General features: G+C 48.9%; 15 protein-coding genes and 1 pseudogene. 2 read left to right on the top strand and 14 right to left on the bottom strand.

Annotated elements, in window-relative coordinates:
• Positions 1–684: 684 nt before the first annotated feature.
• The 4 genes from DYE26_RS06145 to DYE26_RS34045 all read right to left on the bottom strand — a co-directional run bounded on the left by DYE26_RS06145 (position 685) and on the right by DYE26_RS34045 (position 3,580).
• Positions 685–1,386, bottom strand: coding sequence for an SDR family NAD(P)-dependent oxidoreductase (locus tag DYE26_RS06145; protein ID WP_036622953.1), 702 nt, complete (start codon positions 1,384–1,386; stop codon positions 685–687).
• A gap of 107 nt (positions 1,387–1,493) precedes the next feature.
• Positions 1,494–1,985 (bottom strand): TetR/AcrR family transcriptional regulator, encoded by a 492-nt coding sequence (locus DYE26_RS06140; RefSeq protein ID WP_164815279.1) that lies wholly within the window; start codon positions 1,983–1,985, stop codon positions 1,494–1,496.
• Positions 1,986–2,188: 203 nt separating this feature from the next.
• Complete coding sequence (locus DYE26_RS06135) at positions 2,189–3,262, bottom strand: transposase (RefSeq protein ID WP_244927443.1); 1,074 nt, start codon at positions 3,260–3,262, stop codon at positions 2,189–2,191.
• Positions 3,263–3,391: 129 nt separating this feature from the next.
• Positions 3,392–3,580, bottom strand: coding sequence for a hypothetical protein (locus tag DYE26_RS34045; RefSeq protein WP_244927433.1), 189 nt, complete (start codon positions 3,578–3,580; stop codon positions 3,392–3,394).
• Between the two features lie 451 nt (positions 3,581–4,031).
• Between DYE26_RS34045 and DYE26_RS06130 the strand changes: the two genes are divergently transcribed.
• Positions 4,032–4,373, top strand: coding sequence for a putative quinol monooxygenase (locus tag DYE26_RS06130; RefSeq protein WP_036622951.1), 342 nt, complete (start codon positions 4,032–4,034; stop codon positions 4,371–4,373).
• Positions 4,374–4,615: 242 nt separating this feature from the next.
• Here DYE26_RS06130 and DYE26_RS06125 read toward each other — a convergent pair.
• Positions 4,616–4,810: pseudogene (locus DYE26_RS06125) on the bottom strand (dihydrofolate reductase family protein); the annotation flags it as partial.
• Between the two features lie 737 nt (positions 4,811–5,547).
• Here DYE26_RS06125 and DYE26_RS06120 point away from each other — a divergent pair.
• The gene (locus DYE26_RS06120; RefSeq protein ID WP_051985441.1) at positions 5,548–6,462 is read left to right on the top strand and encodes a hypothetical protein; all 915 of its coding nucleotides are present in this window, start codon (positions 5,548–5,550) and stop codon (positions 6,460–6,462) included.
• 187 nt (positions 6,463–6,649) lie between these two features.
• Here DYE26_RS06120 and DYE26_RS06115 read toward each other — a convergent pair whose 3' ends face one another.
• The 9 genes from DYE26_RS06115 to DYE26_RS06075 form a co-directional block, all read right to left on the bottom strand.
• Positions 6,650–7,492, bottom strand: a complete 843-nt coding sequence (locus tag DYE26_RS06115) for a hypothetical protein (protein ID WP_036622949.1) — start codon at positions 7,490–7,492, stop codon at positions 6,650–6,652.
• A gap of 381 nt (positions 7,493–7,873) precedes the next feature.
• Positions 7,874–9,340, bottom strand: a complete 1,467-nt coding sequence (locus DYE26_RS06110; protein WP_036628154.1) for an amidase family protein — start codon at positions 9,338–9,340, stop codon at positions 7,874–7,876.
• A 66-nt stretch (positions 9,341–9,406) separates the two neighbouring features.
• Entirely contained in the window at positions 9,407–10,411 is a 1,005-nt protein-coding gene (locus tag DYE26_RS06105; protein WP_240534232.1) for an SGNH/GDSL hydrolase family protein, read from the bottom strand.
• The gene (locus DYE26_RS06100) at positions 10,411–11,799 is read right to left on the bottom strand and encodes an FAD-dependent oxidoreductase (protein ID WP_036622947.1); all 1,389 of its coding nucleotides are present in this window, start codon (positions 11,797–11,799) and stop codon (positions 10,411–10,413) included. Before DYE26_RS06100 ends, DYE26_RS06105 begins: the two co-directional genes overlap by 1 nt.
• Before the next feature lie 548 nt (positions 11,800–12,347).
• Positions 12,348–13,541, bottom strand: a complete 1,194-nt coding sequence (locus DYE26_RS06095) for an IS4 family transposase (protein ID WP_036622946.1) — start codon at positions 13,539–13,541, stop codon at positions 12,348–12,350.
• Positions 13,542–14,005: 464 nt separating this feature from the next.
• Positions 14,006–15,016 (bottom strand): glycoside hydrolase family 130 protein, encoded by a 1,011-nt coding sequence (locus DYE26_RS06090; protein ID WP_036622945.1) that lies wholly within the window; start codon positions 15,014–15,016, stop codon positions 14,006–14,008.
• 33 nt (positions 15,017–15,049) lie between these two features.
• Positions 15,050–15,952, bottom strand: a complete 903-nt coding sequence (locus tag DYE26_RS06085) for a carbohydrate ABC transporter permease (RefSeq protein WP_036622944.1) — start codon at positions 15,950–15,952, stop codon at positions 15,050–15,052.
• 203 nt (positions 15,953–16,155) lie between these two features.
• On the bottom strand, positions 16,156–17,055 hold the full coding sequence (locus tag DYE26_RS06080) for a carbohydrate ABC transporter permease (RefSeq protein ID WP_036622943.1): 900 nt from the start codon (positions 17,053–17,055) through the stop codon (positions 16,156–16,158).
• Positions 17,056–17,389: 334 nt separating this feature from the next.
• Positions 17,390–18,793, bottom strand: a complete 1,404-nt coding sequence (locus tag DYE26_RS06075; RefSeq protein ID WP_036622942.1) for an ABC transporter substrate-binding protein — start codon at positions 18,791–18,793, stop codon at positions 17,390–17,392.
• Positions 18,794–18,804: the final 11 nt, after the last annotated feature.

Raw genomic sequence — 18,804 nt, 5'->3', positions numbered from 1 at the left:
TCCCGAAGCAGTGTAATTCCGGAGCCGAACTATCGCGTGGCGAGCCATTTCTGGCTTGTCATACGGGTTGGTTAGGTCTATGCCCTGGGCGTGATATACCATCTGTTTCCCAATGATTCCAAAACGAGCCTTCATCGCAGGAAGATTGGCTTTGGCCAGCTCGTTGAAGCTATTCCATCCTAAAAACAATCTTTGTTCCCGTCTCCTGGTCGCTGAATGGCTTCCTATACTCTTACACGGGTAGTGGTGGAGAAATTACATAATTGGTTGAAGCATGACCTGCGTGGCTACCACCATGAGTCATGCGGCAATCACATTGTTTCCAATTTGCAATTCAAAATGGCCGCGAGGCTTAGAGATGGAGCATACCTCTGACACATTCACATCCCAATCGATACTAAGAGTCACTACACTTGCGTTACTGTACTGCCTAATAATAGCTCAATGATCCATGCAAAAGAAGCAATCACACCGTTTTGCGAGGGCCGGTGGGATTGCTTCTTTTTCTCGCTTACTCTCTTTGTTTATTGTTGATGATATCTAAAGCACCGGTTTCGGGATTAATAACCAAGCCATGAACTGGAATGTCATTAGGGATTAACGGATGGTTTCGAATCACCTCTTGTAGAGAAAGGGCGTTCAAAGACGCGGAAGTAGATCAGATGTTGTGCGTAATTATTCAAATCAGTATTCTGCTAGAGTGCCGTCGTAATTAATCACTTGTCCATTATGATTTTCATCATCCAAAACAAAGCTTACGATTAATTCCGCAGCCTGAGCAGGTGTTTTTACAAAATCTCCCGTTATATGCCCATTCAAATCCGTCGAAACCGCCCCTGGCATCACCGCAAAAATCTCCACAGGTATGCTCTCCTGCTCAAAACTCATTGCCCAAGATTTTGTCATTACATTCAAAGGTGCCTTGGCTGTTTGGTAGGCAAACGCATTGAAGTAAGGTAGTGGCTCAATAGGTATACTGATATTTTCAATAGTGCCCTTATTGGCAATCAATAATGGTAGCAAGCCTTTAGAAAGTGCAAAAGGACCGATAAAGTCAACTTGATGGGTTGCCTGTAGTTCTTCAACCGTAAACTCCCATCCAGGTTTATGCATATCGCCTGGAATACCCGCATTATTAACCAAGAGCGTCAACTCTGGGTAATTCTGCTTGATTGTTGTCACTGCGTTATCAATACTCTCTAAGTCGGCAACGTCCAACAGCACCAACTTTGCATCACCAAATTTTCGGAGGGCAGTTACTGCAGTTTCTCCTCGCTTCTGATCACGTGCCCCAACTAAAACACGATACCCCACTTCCAACAACTGCTTCGCAATCTCAAATCCAATACCTTTATTCGCACCAGTTACTAATGCTGTCTTTGTCATCTTTCATTCTCCTTTTTTTCTGCATATTGTTGATAACAGGCGATCTTTAGTTCGGCGCCCCGCAACTTTTTTTACGCATTTACAAGGGGTGCAATTGCGGAATCTTTTTATTGCAAAATTCCAGACATAATGAGATTCCAAACGACATCATATTCCTGTTGAATGGTTGGTATTAGCCATTCTCGACTGTAAAGTGGGTGATGAAATCGGATTGTTGACACATAGATTCCACGGGCAATATCTCCTGCTAGTCCTTCTTTAAACTCGTGATTGCTTATCCCTGCTTCTACAATTTTGGTGATGCTACCGATGATATGATTAACAAATTCATTAGCAATATCAGGTTCAGTGATGACATAAAACCAGCGTTTTAAAACCGCAAGACGTAAAGCCGATTTACTTGGGAAATGACGATAAATGGTTCCATGTGTGACATTTAATGATCGCGCCACATCAACTACACTCGTCTTCTCTGGTCCAAACCGACGAAGAACATCTTCCGTCGCATCCAAAATGGTTTCTTTTGTTAGAAGTGAATCTGCCATTAATATCGAGTACCAGCTACAGCAATTGTGCTGATTACTTTCTACGCGATCCACAGAGCCGTATGTTCCTCCAGACATTCCCATACAACCAAGACCCATGCTTGAAACTAATGGACCGTTTTTACCCAAATGGCTTTGTTTAATTTAATTAACCCATATTTAAGATAAATTGAATATACGAGTCAATTTCATAATTCGATTCGAATATAGGGCTATAATTACCGAAAATAAAATGCTGCTTGTTTAAAAAAATACGGTTATGCTGCTTGAGGCAGGCGTTTATTCAACTTATCGAGTGCAAACTTGGTTAGGTTGTACGCAAGTATACTGAGTTGGAAGTCGACGTTGGCTCGGACACCGCGGTGACGTGTTCGTTTCAATCCATAGTAACCCTTGAGATAGGCAAAGACACGCTCGACAGCCGTTCGCTTTTTGTACAGTTCTTTAAACCCTTTGCTGCCTCTTGCCGGATAGGTGTGCTTACGCACGTCCGTTTCGATCCGAATTTTAAACACCTTTTGGCAGCCGGATTCCGCAAACGGACATTCCTTGCACTCGCTTGGACGGGTATACCGAAGTGTCTCATACTTGGGATCAAAGCTGTCGTACCGATAGGCGTGGCCTTCTTTGCAAACCGGACCATAATCAAGATTCATCCCTTCCGGCGGAGCCGTATGGTGGATGATATCAATGATCGGGTAAGCTTGGAGCGAACGAATCAACTCGTAAATGGGCGTGCTGTCGTAGCCTTTGTCCCCCAACCCATATTTCACCTTCAGCATGGGAAACTTAAGTGGAAGACCTTTGAGCAACAGTACAGCCATGCGTTGGTCGTTCAAATGAGCCGAGCTCAGTACCCCGCTGAGCACATACTGACTATCGGTATCCACTACGATGTTGGCTTTATAGCCATACCAGGTGGTGAGCTTGCCTTTCGAATTTTTCTTGGTGCAACGCGAAGCAGACCTGGGCATCGCTTCAAACAGCTCGTCGTAGGTGAAGGGCAACATGTTTTCTATTTTCTTTTCGAAAGGGGGCAGGCTCGCCTCGTATGCTTCCCGTTCTTTACGGCGGCGTTCCTTTTCTTCGGCCGAGCAATTTCCACGCCCGTAAACCGGCTTTGTCGGCTTCGTGGGTTCGGTCTCAGACACGGGGAGAACGGGCTCCATTTCGAGCTGTTGCACCGAAGATTCCTTCTTTTGCTTCTGTTTCCTTGCGGCTCGGCGTTTGGCAGCAGATTCTCCATATTGGCAGTCCCACGCTTCAACCGCCGAGGAATCGACGGCGATATGAGCTCCCGTTAAGAAACCCTCGGCATGAGCGGCTCTCACCAAACGGTCCAGCACCTGTTCGAGCAGACCCTTTTGCTGCAGCGCCAGATTCAGCCGAGAGTAGGTCGATTCGCTTGGTATACGGTCCGAGCCGGTGAACCGGCATTGGATGCGAAACTCCTCGCTGCTTTACAGACGTTTTATGATGGAAGAGACGAATTCTATACCCTCCATCTTTGCGATGAGCAGCGAATATACCATGGCTGGATAATTTAATTCTTCCTTACGCCCGCGACGTTTTGGTTTGCTGAGTGCCTGCATGACTGGGGCAAGATCCAAATGCTCGAAGATTTGGCTGTACTTATCTTCGGGGCGCATTTCCATTAATTCCTCGAAGGAAAACAACTCCGTTTGGCGAATTGAATAGATAGGGATTACCTCCGTTTCTCTTTCTCGAGTTTGGTTTGGTCACTATTACTTCGAGATTTGGGGAGGTACTCCTTTTTCTATGCCCAAAAAATCCAGTTATATCAAGGGTTTTGAATTATGAAATTGACTCTATACTGCAATAAAATTCAAAACACAAGTATCAGATTTTGATTTTTGTTATTTGATAAAATATGTCAGAAAAACTTTATTTAGCTTCATTTTGTTTATTAGTCACAACATTTTCCATTTGTGATTTTGCATGTATTTTGCCTCAAATATTACTCTTTAGTTACTATGTAACCAAAAAGTCTGTACTTTTCGTATTTACACTTTTGGTCCAGAATAACTCTTGTGGCCACAAATACATTAAGAAATTTTAAAATATAAGGAGTGTGCGATTATGCCCACAAATACAAATCAAATTATTCTCAATATTCGATTCAAAGTTAAACCAGGAAAGAAAGAAACATTTCGTGACAGTTTGTTTTCAATGATTAACAACTTTAGAAATGAGCCTACTTTCGTAAATGCAATCGTATCTGATGATTTAGATAATCCTAATGATCTTGTTATTTATGAGATCTGGCAAGGTACTAGAGAAAGCTGGATACAAGATGAACTTCCGAAGCCTTACCGTAGTGAGTATGAAGGTGCACTTACAAGCCTCATTGACGATAGAATAGTAAGTTGGCTTGAACCTATCGGGGAATGGGGCAGCAAGCTGACTAGTGTGACTTGTTAAAATCATTATTGAAACTAGAACCCTTTAGTGTTATACATTTTATTCCCCATTTTTTCAGAAGCAAAATAATAAGTTGTTTTTGAACACAAAACTGTTTATAAGCGATACAACTAAAACGCGAGACAAAACTTGAAGTTTTGTCTCGCGTTTTTCTATTCATGGACATTTCTTAAGAAACAATCTGTTAAATATTGCCATACCATTTGTCTGGCAGTGCCAAACCGTGGTGATCAGCCAAGCAGTTAACGAACGGGCGTGTAGCGGAGCACCACGACGCCGGAGCCGATGGGGGTGGTCTCGGTCAGCTTCAGATTCAGTCGATCACGAACTCCCCCCAATAATTGGAGGCCACGTCCGGCAACGATTGGCTGTACCAGGAAGTGATACTCATCCACCAAGCCTAGTTGTGCCAGGGTGGAACCGAGACCGGGACCGACGTTAACGACTAGATAGCAATAATTGGGTCATCGGCAACAATTGAATGACAAATATAGCGATCGTCCCAGGCTCCCTTTTGGTACCATGCTTCGAACTAAATACCAAATACTAGCTTGGATAGTCGATTGAAACTTGCCCGGTACTCGTCTCGGTTTTTAAAGTCATAACTATGTATCATCATCGAAAAGTGTTGTCCTTTCTAAGTAAGGATATTTAATTATTCGCGTGATTCCGCATGGTTCCTTCTTCGTTGTGTAATTCTAAAACGATGCTATTTCCTCCCCTCCTCCCCACCTTCATCTTCACAAAAAAAGTGGACATTTCCGTTTCTCTAAAACGGATGTCCATATATATCGCTTTAGGCCTTATTCCCATACACGACCGAGCCGCTGCGCTTTGAAGCCGCTTTCTTGAATTATTTTACCAAACCGGACCATTGGCGTACATATCCCGATTTATCGAGCTTAAACTGGATTCCACTGTTAATATTGCTAATAATATGGCAAAGATAATCCGATAGACCTATGAAAAAATCGGGCGAGTCCGACGAAAATATGATTATACCCCGCCCTTAAGTCTCAAATCATTCCTGTTGACAGGGATTTTCGACCTAAAGTTTGGGCACATCACTACGCGGGAGGTAAGGCCTAAAGTTTCATGTGATCCCTAATCATGTCGTCCGCTAATCCTAACCGCAATCACACATTTTTATTATCTTGAAGGAGTGTACATCTTCGTGAAAACTATCTCTTACCCCCGCAAATCCGCAATGCTTCTTGTTTTTGTTCTGATATTGGCGCTTTTGGGCAATCCGGCCACCAAGACCGCCAGCGCTGAAATTGAACCCGTCTCCAACGCCAGAACGACTTGGTTATGGCACACCGCTCTCATCCAATCATCGTCCTCCGAGCTGTTGAACTTTGCTAAGTCCCAAGGCGTCGGAATCATATACTTGCAAATTAGCACCAAAGTGGATCTTGCCTCCTACCGCAGCTTCATTCGCCAGGCCTCGGAAATGGGCATCGAGGTTCATGCTCTAAACGGAGCCCCGGACTGGGCCCTCGCCACAAGCCGTCCGAAATTGGACGCTTTTATGAAATGGATTAACGATTACCAACAGCATGCCGAGCCGGAAGAGAAGCTAAAGGGAATTCATGTTGACATTGAGCCCTATCTGCTTCCGGTCTGGAAAACGGACTACGACACCCTGGTGACTGAATGGCAAGGCAATGTCGATGCGTTGGCCCGGCAGGCGGCTGACTTGGAACTCCCGCTATCGGCGGCTCTTCCCTTCTGGCTCGATAATTATAAAGTACCGGACAGCGAACAAACTTTGAGCTCCTGGATGATCTCGCGCTTCGAATCCGTGACCCTGATGTCTTACCGCGATAGCGCCAAGGCCATTTACGATACGGCTAAAACCGAGTTGGCCGAAGGCGAAAGCTTGAACAAGAAAATCTACACCGGTGTGGAAACCAAGCCCTCCAGCGAAGGAAATTTCATCACTTTTTACGAAGAAGGAAGCCAAGTTCTGAATGAGCAGCTCGTCCAGTTGGAGCAATTGGGCGAAGCGCATACCTCGTTCGGCGGTATCGCCGTCCACGACCTGGTAGGCTGGATGAATCTCGTTCAACGAGACCAATCGATGTAAGCTTACTGACCTTCTTATATAAAAAAAATCACCCTCTATTTGGCCCATGAGGGTGATTTTTTCAGCTTAAATGTTGACATTAAATTTGGCGAAAATTCAATATGATACTTAAACGTCTTAATGATCCGCCCCATGATTTGCAGTTATTACGCCAGGTGTACTTGGTACTACGGGTACTACAATCACGCTAATTAACCCCAATACGATCGCCATCGAAAAAAATACTTTTTTCATTACTTAATTCCTCCTTAAGAGTATTATTCATAAATAGAGTGTACCGCTTCTGTTGATTTTCGTCAGCATGTTTCCTAAATGATTCGAACAATGCAGAAAACTTTTTAAATGCGAATGTATCTTTAAGTATGTTAGACAATTCCAAACCTTGTAATGTTTTATCTATTGCAGCACTATACTGCTGACGAACAAAGTGATACAGCGACAATTTGAAGAATACTCTCATCAAGTACACTGTTCGCTTCAGCTTATAGTATTCGAGTGCTTTATTTATATCGTCTTCAAATAAAGTCAACACATCACCAATGTCAAAATCATGCTTTATTGCCGCATCGGTGATGTTGAGTATCCCAGGTAATAATTCTTCGATTCTTGCATCCCTTAGAAATTGAATATACGGGTCAAGGTACTCTAATCTACCTGAGAGCAAATTGACTGCGAGCATGTTGGCTTTAGAGAACAATTTAAAGAACTCGACTTCTTCTTTTGCTTCTTTACTCCCGTCGTCTAGCCAAGAAAGATCACTATACTCTTCTACAAGGGCCTTTGATTCGTTGTATTGTCCCTTATTTTGAAGAGCTAATCCTTTCATTAACTTGCTGTAGCCAAAGTAGTAAGTCGGATGCCTCTCACAAGCCTTGCTTTTAGTTGATCTTTCGCCTTCAAGCTCTAGGGCGGCCAAGTGAAGCTTGTCAGCTATTTCGATCATTTTGTCCCAATCTTCAAGGGTATATGTAGCCTTTAGCAGATCTACTAAGGAATCAATTTTCAAATCGTCCAGGCGTAATTGATTCAATAAATTTACCTCCAATCCCATTTAATTCCTTATCATAAGGATACGGAATTATTTACCATTAGTCAATTATTCTAAAGTGTTTTTTCTTATGATTGGGGCAATTATTGATCATTTTTTGAACAAGCTAAATCAATCCTCAACAAATTCCTATAAACGACAAAATCGCCCCCTCCCTTTCGGGAGAGTGCGACAAATTATTTAAAGTACCCGGTCCCCACAATCAACAAGATAACGAGAGTAACTGAGCATACAATTATTGTTTTTTTCAAAGAAAGCCACTTCCCTCATATAAACATAGTAAGATAAAATAGAAAAATGCTCCACTTCATTAAATGGAGCATTCATCATTTTTACGCGCTGAACGTTGCGGTATCAGCAAAGTTAGTTAAATGCAGGCTTTTTGCGATGTTTCGTTATTTGTTCAAAAGAATAAGCTATGCGAATTAAGGTAGGTTCGGTAAATGCTTTTCCGGCAAAAGTAACGCCAAATGGTCTGCCGTTCGCTCCATACCCCGCGGGGATAGCAATCGATGGATAACCAGCTTTGGCACATATATCCGCTCCAATATAAGCAGGAAACATTATCGCATCTAACTGATAACGATTTATCGCATAATCGATTCCTTCGTTCTGGGCTAGATATAAATCCATAATGGATTCCAAAATATAGTCCTTATTTTTCAAGGGATCGGTTAATCCCTCGCGGAATTTCAACATATCTTGGCCGTATTTTAGGGCTTCATCAGCATGATTTTCATTCCAATCGATAAGTTCGGACAATGAATGAAACGCCATGTGTGCCGGGAGACGCTGCAAATAATTTTCCACCCCATGATTGAATTCTAAATTCATCTTGTTCCACTGCCATGGCCCATGGAATGAAGGAATCTCGATATCTTCTACCACTTTGGCTCCTGCTTTTATCAGTTCGAAGACTGCTTGTTGAAATAGCTCCTTATTATATTCACCAGATTCATGTACGTAATCGGGCACTTCACTAAAGACCCCAATTTTCGCTCCCTGTAGTCCATCCTTGTCCAAGAATGCAGTGTAATCTTGTATAACATGGTCATTACGCCAGGTTGCTGGGTCGTGCTCATCCCTCCCAACCAATGCGCTAAGCAGAACTGCCGCATCTGAAACCGTCCTTGCCATCGGCCCTGCTGTATCTTGTGAATAAGAAAAAGGAATCATTCCTGAGCGGCTGATTAAGCCGACGGTCGGTTTAATGCCGACGATAGACATTTGTATGGCCGGACTTAGAATTGAAGCGGAGGTTTCTGTGCCTACCGCCGCCGCTGCAAAGCTCATGGCCACCGCAGCTGCCGATCCAGTACTGGATCCGCCTACGAAAAATTCACCATACGGGTGCGCGACCTGCCCTCCCTTTGAACTATAACCCGCCCACATCGTCGAGGAAACACCGTTGGCCCATTCCGTCATATTCGTCTTTCCCAATATAATGGCCCCGGATTCTCTTAGCCGGCGAATCAGGAAAGCGTCTTTCGTACTTACATGTTGCGCCAGCGCTAAAGCTCCCGCACTAGTACGCATTTTGTCTCCGGTTTCGATATTATCCTTCACGAGAATCGGAATGCCATGAAGAGGTCCTCTACTCCCCTTGCGCTGACGTTCTAAATCGAGAGCCTCTGCGATGAAAATGGCATCGGGGTTAATTTCCATGATGGAATTTATGTGAGGACCATCCTGATCATATTTTGCGATACGTGATAAATAGCAAAACACAAGTTCTCTTGAAGTAAATCTACCTTGTTCCATCGCGTTTTGTAACTCGTATATACTTGCTTCTTCAACATCAAAGTTCATCAGCGTAAAGGGATCTTTCATATTCATATACACGACCCATCAGAAGTTTTATATTGTTTAATAATACCACGATAGGTAGACATTACATTACTCCGCAAATTTATATACACCCCGGAACGCAAATTCATGAAGGCCGCGGAAACGCCGGCCTAGCAACTCATACCCCTTGGCTCCAGGGTGCAGGCCGTCCGTCAGCAAGGCTTCATCCTCCGGGCCGAGCCAGTTCAGGCCATCCTGGTAGTAAACTTTACGATCGCCCCGCTCCATAAGCAGCTCCACGGTCTCGCGGATGGCTTCACGCATCATGGGCAGCGTGAAGCCCAGACGATTCACCTCCGTTTCACGGACGGTGCCATAAATCGGGGAAATGACAAGCAGCGGAGTCTCCCTGTGCTTGTCGCGTATCGTCTCCAGCAGTCCAATCAACAGCGGCTTGAACATACGCGGGCTTAAGGTGTCTGCGCCATAGATGTTCACGCCCGCACATATGGAGATGAAATCGGCCGGCAGGTCGCGAATCAGCCGCCCGATCATCGGCTCCATGTGGCAGTTGCCGGAGAAGCCGAGATTGGTCAGGTTGAAGCCGCAGTTCGCGGCGGCAATGGCGGGCCAGGTGCGCGAAGGGCTGGAAGCCGCGACGCACTGGGTAATGGAGCTGCCGTAAGTAATCCACCGAGGCCGGGTATCTGGCAGCGGATCTGCGGAGGCTTTGTACCCAATTCGCAGGCCGGTGATGGTCATTCCAATATTTTGCGGGAGCCAAATCTCCAGATCCTTGACTCCGCCCCCCAGTCCGCTGAACAAGGCTTCTGTTGCTCCGGCGGGCAGGCTGAGCGTCCGGAACAATTCTCCCCCAACCAGGCAGTCCATGGCGGCGGTATCCGCAAGCGGTGTGAACGATACCGCCACCTCTGCGGAATCCGTGCGCAACCGCAGGCGGACACCGGCGCAAATTTCGGCTTTGCCCTCGATTCCCTCGGGCGGATACAGGTCGTAATCCAGGTAAGGAATGCGCCATGGCTTAATTCCATCCTCCCGGTGCTCCAACGAAACGGCACCGTGGAACCACTCATTCGTTAAAGGAAGCTGCATCACGGTGCATTCCCTTCCTTCTTGCCCACGGCCTCCTCAGCCAGTATGAAATCCTCTCCAAGCCATACATCCTGCTCCAGCAGCCGCCGCTGAAGCTCGGCTATGGAAATGCCGCGCGAGCCGGTGCCGCCTTGCAGCGCCAATGCAGCCGCCGTCCCCGCGGCCTGACCCATGGAGAAGCAGTTCGGCATCACCCGCAGGGAGCCTTGGACCGCACGATCCGAGGATACGGAGCGTCCGGCGACCCAAAGGTTGTCGATGCCGACCGGCAGCAGGATCCGGTACGGTACGCCGTGGGAAACTCCCGGCGGCAAGTGGTTGAAGGTCATCTCGCTTTTGCTGCTGGCGAGATGGATGTCGATGTAGTAGGCGTTGCGGGCAATGTCATCCGGAAAGGAGCGGGCAGCAAGGAAATCATCGACCGTCAGGATGTAGTCCCCTTCGATGCGCCGGGTCTCCCGGATGCCGAGCTGCTCTCCGCTCGCCACCATATGGGCGTGCTCAAAGCCCGGCACATAGCGGCGGAAGAACTGCAGCTGGCGTTCCGCCGTGCGGCGTCCTTCAATCGCCCCCCGCGTCAAATCCTCGGCAAGCGTACCATCGACGCCGAAAACATGGCCGAAGTTGACGCCCACCAGGTAGTCGCTGATCCAGGCAAGGCCGGAGATCGACTTGCGGCCCTCCGGCAGTGCTCCTTCGGCAATCGCCAATTCCACCGTCTTGTGCAGTTGGCCCGTATCCCCACTCTCCTCCAGGAAGCGTTTGAACTTTGGACGGTCCACATTCGCAAGCAGATAGCACATGCTGCCGGGCTGAAGTTCGCCTGCCTCCCCCCCCTTCTGAAAAGGAACCTCCGCCAGAGCGGCGATATCCCCGTCTCCCGAGCAATCGATGATATACCGGCAGGGGATGAAAGAACGTCCGGTTTTGTTGACGACAACGACCCCTTGGACCGTCCGGCGGTCCTCAGACAGTACAACATCGTAGACAAAGGTATGATACAGCGGCGTCACGCCGCTTTCTAGAATGGCATCGTCATAGACCCGTTTCAGCACCTCGGGATCGATCGGCACCCAATCCAGCAGCCCTTGATATTCCTCGCGGTACCCGGCGTCGCACGCCTGTTTCATCCGCTCCATCAGCTGCAGGCCGAGACCGCGGATAATCGGCTTCCGCTTATCCGTAAAGGGACAGAAGGCCGGAACGAGCGCAACCGTGCCCATGCCACCAAGGAAGCCCCGCTGCTCCACCAGCATCGTTTGCGCTCCCCCTTTCGCAGCGGCAATGGCTGCGGCGATGCCGGAAGCTCCGCCGCCGATGACCAGCACATCCACGTTGCGGGCAACCGGAATGCTGGCGGAAGGCAGCGTAATATGTCCGTAATTCATAGAAAGTCCTCCAATTCTGTATAGGTTTAATGGCTCAACCTAAAAATCGGTGCTTGACAGGCGGTAATGAGAACGGGGGCGTCATCCTGGACCCGCTAAGGGACCGAGTAGAACTTATTGGCTTCCAAAATACGACGTTTTCAGTTTTAACGGACAGGAGAGACCTTTATTTACTTGAAAATAGCCCAGAGCATCACTAGCGTTGCATTAAATCTGATCTGACAAGATACATTTTCTAGCCATACAAATACTCTAACGGTTGCCACAAGCGCTATTTGTTCCATGAACGTTGATTTCAAATTGTAACGGTTTCCATGGCGCTTATTTCACTGAAATCCGGCTATTTTGCTCAGATTCAGGCAAATAACGGCGCTCAGAACACTAGCCATGCAAACAACCTGACATGAAAAGTTGAAATTATGGTCCAATTACTATTTTGGTAATTAATGAAATATATTTACAGATTTGTTTCGGTCTTAGATTCAAAAAGGAAAATGTCCGCAGAGAAGTGGCACAGTTTTCCTTTTAATGGAAATATGCAGTTCGACCTATCGCACGATAACTTTCTTTTGAACCGGTTGCGGCTCACGGGGAGCCGGCAAGCGCTGCCTGCCCTTAGAGGTGCGCGACGGCTTTCGTTCTAGCGCCTGTAGTAACGCCGCCCACGGATAATGGGCATAGATGCGTATCAGTTTAAGGACCTCCCATGCAGTCTTTGAGGTCGCGGTCTGAAGGCGAACGAGCGTGCAGAGCGCAAATGCAATGAGCACCAAGTACAACTGATTCCAGATACCCTGTGGTGAGTAGCTAAACACCTTCACCATCCGCAAGTGCTGCTTGATCCATTTGAAGAACAGTTCGATGAGCCAGCGATACTTATACATCTGTGCAATCTCCGCTGCGGAGACCTCAAAGCAGTTGGTAATCAGGAAATAGTCCTTCTCCTCTTCGTCGCGAAAGACGATGAGCCGCAACTTGCGACTGCATTTGTTGAGGAGCACCTTGCGATCCGACACGATGAAGCTCCGATCGGCTTTGGGGATCCGGAAGTCCCGTGTCACGACGAACTGCGTATTCTCGCGAATGCGGGAGACAAAGTTGATTTTGTTCGCCGGCTGGTCCCATCGTTCAAAGTGTTCATGCTTTTGGTACCCGCGGTCCATGATATGAATGGCCTCAGGGTCGGTCACGAGTTCAAGCGACAATTCCGTCTCATTTACATCTACGGTGCTGGCGATGATGCGGTCGGGATAGACCAGTTTCGCCGGATCCGCGACGACCACACGCGTATGCATTTTGACTCCGTGTTTGCTTTTGGAGCAATTCGCCCAACTGGCCCGCTGCAGGGGCAGCGTCAACTCGGTCGCATCCAGGAGGCGCAGCTTTTTTCCGCCGGGCAGTTTGTCCGGTCGATCCGGATGGAGATGCTGAATCGCTTGGACCAATTTCACAAATACAGCTTGCAGCGTGTCGGTGCACAGGGTGGTCGTTTTCCGGGACAACGTCGATGGGCTGATGGACGAAAGCCCGGTAATTTCTTGCAACGGCACATGCGCCTGCAGTTGTTCGGTGATCATGTCGTACGACGTGGCGCCGAGCAGTTGGCCCGCGACATGCAGTTGAATGGTGTTTCCGGTGAAGAGCTTCTTTGCCCAGTGATCGCCCAGAAGTGAACGGAAATCTTGAAGCTCCAGCAACTTTAGGCATTGACAAATGGTCGATAAATTCGGTACGTTATCCATGGGAATTTCTCCTTTTGTGAGTGTGACGGATAACGTGTGCCACACTTCCACATTAGGAGAATTTTTTTTACTTGGGAAGGCCAAATCCTGGAAAGTGTTTGAACTTTTTCGTTCCCTTTAATTCCTAACGTTTCATGTTAGATTTTACGCATGGCTAGTGCGCTCAGAACCGTTACAATTTAGAAAAGGTATTTTTTCGTAAAATAGCCACTGCTACAACCGTTAGATTTCCGGGTAGCTTTTCCGGGAAATCTTGAGCAAAAGTTAATGCACGCTAGTGCCAGAACATGCTTCAAAAGGCCAAATAAGGTCCATAGAGTCCGTTCACCCTCCCAAAACGCGTGATTTCGTCGAAATAAGGTCATCTCGGTCCGTAGGTAGGGCCCCACGTACTCCGGATCGTTTGCCCAGCCCCGGTCAAGCTGCGATTTCGTTTTTGAGCCGGTTTAATGTTTCATAATTGCTTATTTGACCGTACCTTCAAGACAAAGACGCAACAGATCATCCACATGCGCGGTAGCCAGACATTCTACCGTATCGGCGGCGCCGTAATAGATTTTGACTTCCCCTGAATCTTCCAAAATCATGCCCCCGGGAAAAATAACATCATTGCGGAAGCCCCCATCGGTCTCATAAGCGGCTTCCGGCGCAAGCAGCGGCGCCTCCGCCCTGCCGATGATCCGGCTGGGATCGGCAAGATCCAGCAGCATAATGCCGGCGGTATAGCGTTTCTTCCAGCTATCCTCCCAGCCGTTTTTGCCCCGGCTGCGGTCGATGTCCACGGCATGGAACAGGGTCAGCCAGCCTTTGTCCGTTTTGACAGGCGGAGCGCCCGGGCCTACCTTGTCATTGGCATAGGCTACATCTTCAACCGCCAGCAGCAGCTTGGAGTTGCCCCAGTACTTCAGGTCAGGCGAGTCGCTTATCCACATGTCAAAGCGGTCTATGCCGCCCCGGCTGTATACGGGCATCGGCCGCTCCAGCCGCACATACTTGCCCACGATCCGCTCCGGGAACAATACCATGTTGCGGTTGTCCGGCAGCGACAGGCTAAGCACCTCGAAGGAGCTGAAATCCTCGGTTACGGCGATGCCGCCGCGCAGCCCATGCTTGGTATCGACCGCAAAGCACATATAGCATTGTTCGCCGACCACCGTCAGACGCGGATCATACACGCGGATAACTTCTTCATCATGCCAGGACCAGCACGGCTTAGGCTGCACCTCCCACTTGATGCCGTCATCGCTGAAGGCCAGGCCAAGATTGGTTGTATGATGAGGGGCAACAATCCCTTTATGTTCATCGCCGTAGTCATTGCGGAAGACCATCACATATCTGCCTTTGAATTTGGCGACTCCGGCATTAAAGACCATCGCCGGACCGTAAGGCACATCGCCTGGTGACAGAATCGGATTCGCTGCATGCCGGGCGATGACCGGGCTGGAAACCAAAGGTCCAATTGTAAAATCACTCATATGCACAATACTCCTTTGTATAAGAAATTGAATTTAACCTTTGACCGAACCCGCCGTCACCTGGATAAACGTCTTGTTTGCCAGAATATAAGCGAGCAGCATCGGCAGGATCGACAAACAGGCTCCCGCCATCATCAGATGGATCTGCATCGCCGCGGAAGAGCCGTAGCGGAGATTCGCCAGCCCGACGGTGAGCGTCTGCAGCTGCGGATTGGTCATCGTGAACACCAGCGGCAGAATGTATTCGTTCCACGCATGGCGGAAGGCGAACAGCCCGGCCACGCCCAGCCCCGGAGTCAAGAGCGGCAGGATAATCCGGAAGAAGGTGCGGATGAACCCGGAGCCATCCACCATTGCCGCTTCGTCAAGCTCGCGGGGAATCGCTTTGAAGAAGCCCTGCAGCATAAAAAACGTGCTGGAATGGGCGCTGATCAGTATGAGGATGACTCCCCACAGCGTGGTATTCAGGTGCAGGGCCACCATCAGATCAAACTGCGGGCGCAGCACAATAGCGCCTACGGATATAAACATCATCGATGCCTGCACCGTTACATACAGAGATTTGCCGGGAAAATCGCGCCGGTCCACCACATAAGCCGCCATGGAAGCGACCAGCAGGGTGCCAACTGTAACCATAATGCTGACAAAAGCACTGTTCCAGGTATAGCGGGCGAAATTAGCCTGTTTCCAGGCTTCCGCATAGTTGGCGAATTGCAGCTTGGCCGGCAGCAGGCTGCCGCCGGTCATCATTTCGGCGCCGGTCTTGAGAGAACCGGATAATGTCATAAGCAAGGGAAACAAAGTCAGCATCGCCGTTATCAATAAAAACAGCCACATGACCGTGCGGGCCAAAATTCGGCCTGCATGGCCGGAAAGTGGGCGGGCTGCACTTTTTCCGCGCCCGTCCGGCTGCGGGGATAACACCTGTTCGTTCATGGATGGACCTCCTGTACGCTAATAGAGGTTGTTCAAAAAGTCATCTTTTGATCACGAAGAAGGTCAAGAAGCGGATTCGACATCGAATCTTGAATTCAGCCGGGCCTTCCGTTGCTCACGTACCCAAAACGTACGCTCCGCTACTCAGTCCCTAGCTTCATCCAACCTTCTCGGTGCTGAAAACCTGACTTTTTGAACTCACACTAATACACCTTGTTCATTTTACGGCTCAAGAAGAAATACAAGCCGGTGATCGCTCCGACGATAACAGCGCTTGCGAAGCCTACGGCACTGCCGTATCCAAGCTGCTGCGTTACGGGCGAACCTGTAGATACCGGGAACAGCAGTTTGTACAGATAGAGATACATGACCTCGGTTTTCCCGATCGGTCCGCCTTCCGTGATGACCATAATGCTCTCGTAGCCTTTCAGGGATGCGATAATCGCCAGCATGATAACCATCTGAGCAACCGGGGCCAGCATCGGAAGCGTGATGCTCCAGAACCGTCTTCCGGCGTTCGCGCCGTCCATGGCCGCACTCTCGTACAAATCCTGCGGAATACTCTGCAGCCCGGCCAGGAACAGCAGCATATAATTGCCGACCGCGCCCCATACCGCCACAAGGATGACCGTCAGCATCGCATGCTTCGGCCCGAGCCAGTCGATCGGCTGCGAGACCAGGTGCAGCTTCATCAGAACGGTGTTAACCATCCCGTTATAGGAATTGAAGATATTATAAAAAACAACGGATATGACTGCGGTACTGATCACCGTCGGCATAAAATAGATGCCCCGCAGCAGATTTCCGCCCCGCAGCTTGCCGTTCAGGATGACCGCCAGCAGCAGGGACAACGGCAGCGTCAGCAGCAGCTTGCCTCCGGCAAAGATAAAGGTATTGCCGACCGATTCCCAGAACAGCCCGTCGCGCATCAACCGGCGGAAATTGTCCAGGCCAATGAACAGCGCATCGCCGTAACCGGCATAATCATAGAACATATAGCGCAGCATCCAGAGCAGGGGATAGATGCCAAGGGCGGCCGTCATAATGCTGCTCGGGACCAGAAACAGAGCATTCTCCCCCAGCCGGTTCCATTTAAAACTCATGATTTGTTCCTCCTTCCTTTTAAGTGCAAGTTCAAAAAGTCGGGTTTTCAAGACCGAGGCTTATGCTTCCGAAGTGCGTTTTTTCAAAACGCTTGAGTTGGATGAAGCCAGGGACTGAGTAGCGGAGCGTAGGGTAACCTATGTGAGCAACTGAAATGTTTCTGGAGGAAACATGCTTCGAAAGCATCCGCTTAGGCCCGGCTGAGTTCAAGATTCGACGTCGAATCGACTTCTTGAACGGCTTCGTCATGGAAAGATGACTTTTTTGAACAACCTCTTCAGGAAAAGTAAAGGGGCATCCCGCAAAGAAGTACGCGGCAGCCCCTCCTTCCCGTTATTCTCCCTGCGGTTTGCTTGGATCAAAAGCAGGATCCGGCGTTACGGTAATCTCGCCTTTCTCCACGGCTTTGGACAAGGCGGCGTTGTATCTTGCGTTCAAATCCGCTGTGACCGCTTTCAAATCTCCCCCGTCGAGGATGTATTTGAAGAAAGCACCCGCATAGGTGGAACCTTCCGGAGTAACGCTTGGCGCAGCGGGCCAGAGCGAGTCGTGTTCTCCGACCAGGAAGCCTTCCATCCCACCGATCTCCGGGTTTTTGGCCTGTTTCACAATACTTGGCACAATGGCAATCCCAAAGCCTTTTTCATGATAGGTCTTCAAAACCTCGTCGCCGTACATATACTGTACAAATTTCCAAGCTGCGTCCTGATGGGCCGATCTGGCGCTGATGCCGAGCCAGGTTCCGGCGGACACGATTTCGGAAGTTCCCTTGATCTGTCCGTCCAGCGTTGGGGCCAGGGCGCCCGCCCAGTTGATTTCCGTCGGGAATTGATCCTTGTACACGCCCGGCTCCGTCGAGAAGGAAAGATACATGCCGATTTTGCCTGCCGCGAATTGGGCGCGCAGCGGGTCGATATCCAGCGATTCCGCGCCGGGCAGAATGCTTCCGTCTTTATACATCTGCTTGAAATATTCGATGACCTGTGCGTAAGGCGCGAAATCGAATCGGCCTGTTTTCGGATCAAAGCCAAGTCCCTGATATCCGCTCAAGGAGAGAATCTCCCGGATGGAACGGTCAAATGCCTGCTTGGGATTTTTGAAGTTCAGCGCGAAGCCGTAGATGCCTTCGGACTTGCCGACTTCGGTGATTTTCTTGGCATCGTCCACCATTTCCTGCAGCGAACCCGGAGGTTTCTCGATGCCCGCTTTGGCAAAGAGATCCTTGTTGTAGACCAGACGCATGGTGAGGCCGGTGTTAGCCAGCGAGTACACCTTGCCGTCAAAACGGTTGACATTGTCAATCAACAGGCTGCCGAATTCCGTTTTCATGTCATCGGTAAGATAATCGTCAATCGGCGCCAGATACCCTTTTTTGACGAACTCGGACGTATTGGCGCTCTTGAGGCGCAGCACATCCGGCGCCTGGTTGCTGGAAAAGGCAATATCGACGCTTTGCGTGTAGTTCTCGGACATCACCGTCAATTCCACCTGAATATTGTCGCCGTTCGTTTCATTAAACTTATTGATCAATTCCTTAATATACTCTTGGTCGTGACGGTCGTCAGTCCAGTATTTCAACTGTATGGGTGCGCCCGTCTCGGCTGAGGGGGCCCCTGTGCTGCCGTCAGATTTTCCATTCGCCGCACCGCCATTGCCGTTGTTGCCGTTCCCGCCGCAGCCGGCAATTCCTGCGGCCAGGATAAGGCTCAAGCCGAGACCTAACCATTTTTTTCGCATACGTTCTACCC

It is taken from the genome of Paenibacillus macerans, assembly GCF_900454495.1.
GTDB classification, from domain to species: domain Bacteria; phylum Bacillota; class Bacilli; order Paenibacillales; family Paenibacillaceae; genus Fontibacillus; species Fontibacillus macerans.
Note: the sequence above shows the minus strand (reverse complement) of the source record. Positions and strands in the feature narration are given on the sequence as shown.

Bases quoted from the DNA above. Each gene is read 5' to 3' on its own strand.
- DYE26_RS06075 (WP_036622942.1), bottom strand. From the start codon at position 18,793: ATGCGAAAAAAATGGTTAGGTCTCGGCTTGAGCCTTATCCTGGCCGCA.
- DYE26_RS06080 (WP_036622943.1), bottom strand. From the start codon at position 17,055: ATGAGTTTTAAATGGAACCGGCTGGGGGAGAATGCTCTGTTTCTGGTC.
- DYE26_RS06100 (WP_036622947.1), bottom strand. From the start codon at position 11,799: ATGAATTACGGACATATTACGCTGCCTTCCGCCAGCATTCCGGTTGCC.
- DYE26_RS06110 (WP_036628154.1), bottom strand. From the start codon at position 9,340: ATGAAAGATCCCTTTACGCTGATGAACTTTGATGTTGAAGAAGCAAGT.
- DYE26_RS34045 (WP_244927433.1), bottom strand. From the start codon at position 3,580: ATGCGCCCCGAAGATAAGTACAGCCAAATCTTCGAGCATTTGGATCTT.
- DYE26_RS06130 (WP_036622951.1), top strand. From the start codon at position 4,032: ATGCCCACAAATACAAATCAAATTATTCTCAATATTCGATTCAAAGTT.
- DYE26_RS06145 (WP_036622953.1), bottom strand. From the start codon at position 1,386: ATGACAAAGACAGCATTAGTAACTGGTGCGAATAAAGGTATTGGATTT.
- DYE26_RS06095 (WP_036622946.1), bottom strand. From the start codon at position 13,541: ATGGATAACGTACCGAATTTATCGACCATTTGTCAATGCCTAAAGTTG.
- DYE26_RS06090 (WP_036622945.1), bottom strand. From the start codon at position 15,016: ATGAGTGATTTTACAATTGGACCTTTGGTTTCCAGCCCGGTCATCGCC.
- DYE26_RS06105 (WP_240534232.1), bottom strand. From the start codon at position 10,411: ATGCAGCTTCCTTTAACGAATGAGTGGTTCCACGGTGCCGTTTCGTTG.
- DYE26_RS06085 (WP_036622944.1), bottom strand. From the start codon at position 15,952: ATGAACGAACAGGTGTTATCCCCGCAGCCGGACGGGCGCGGAAAAAGT.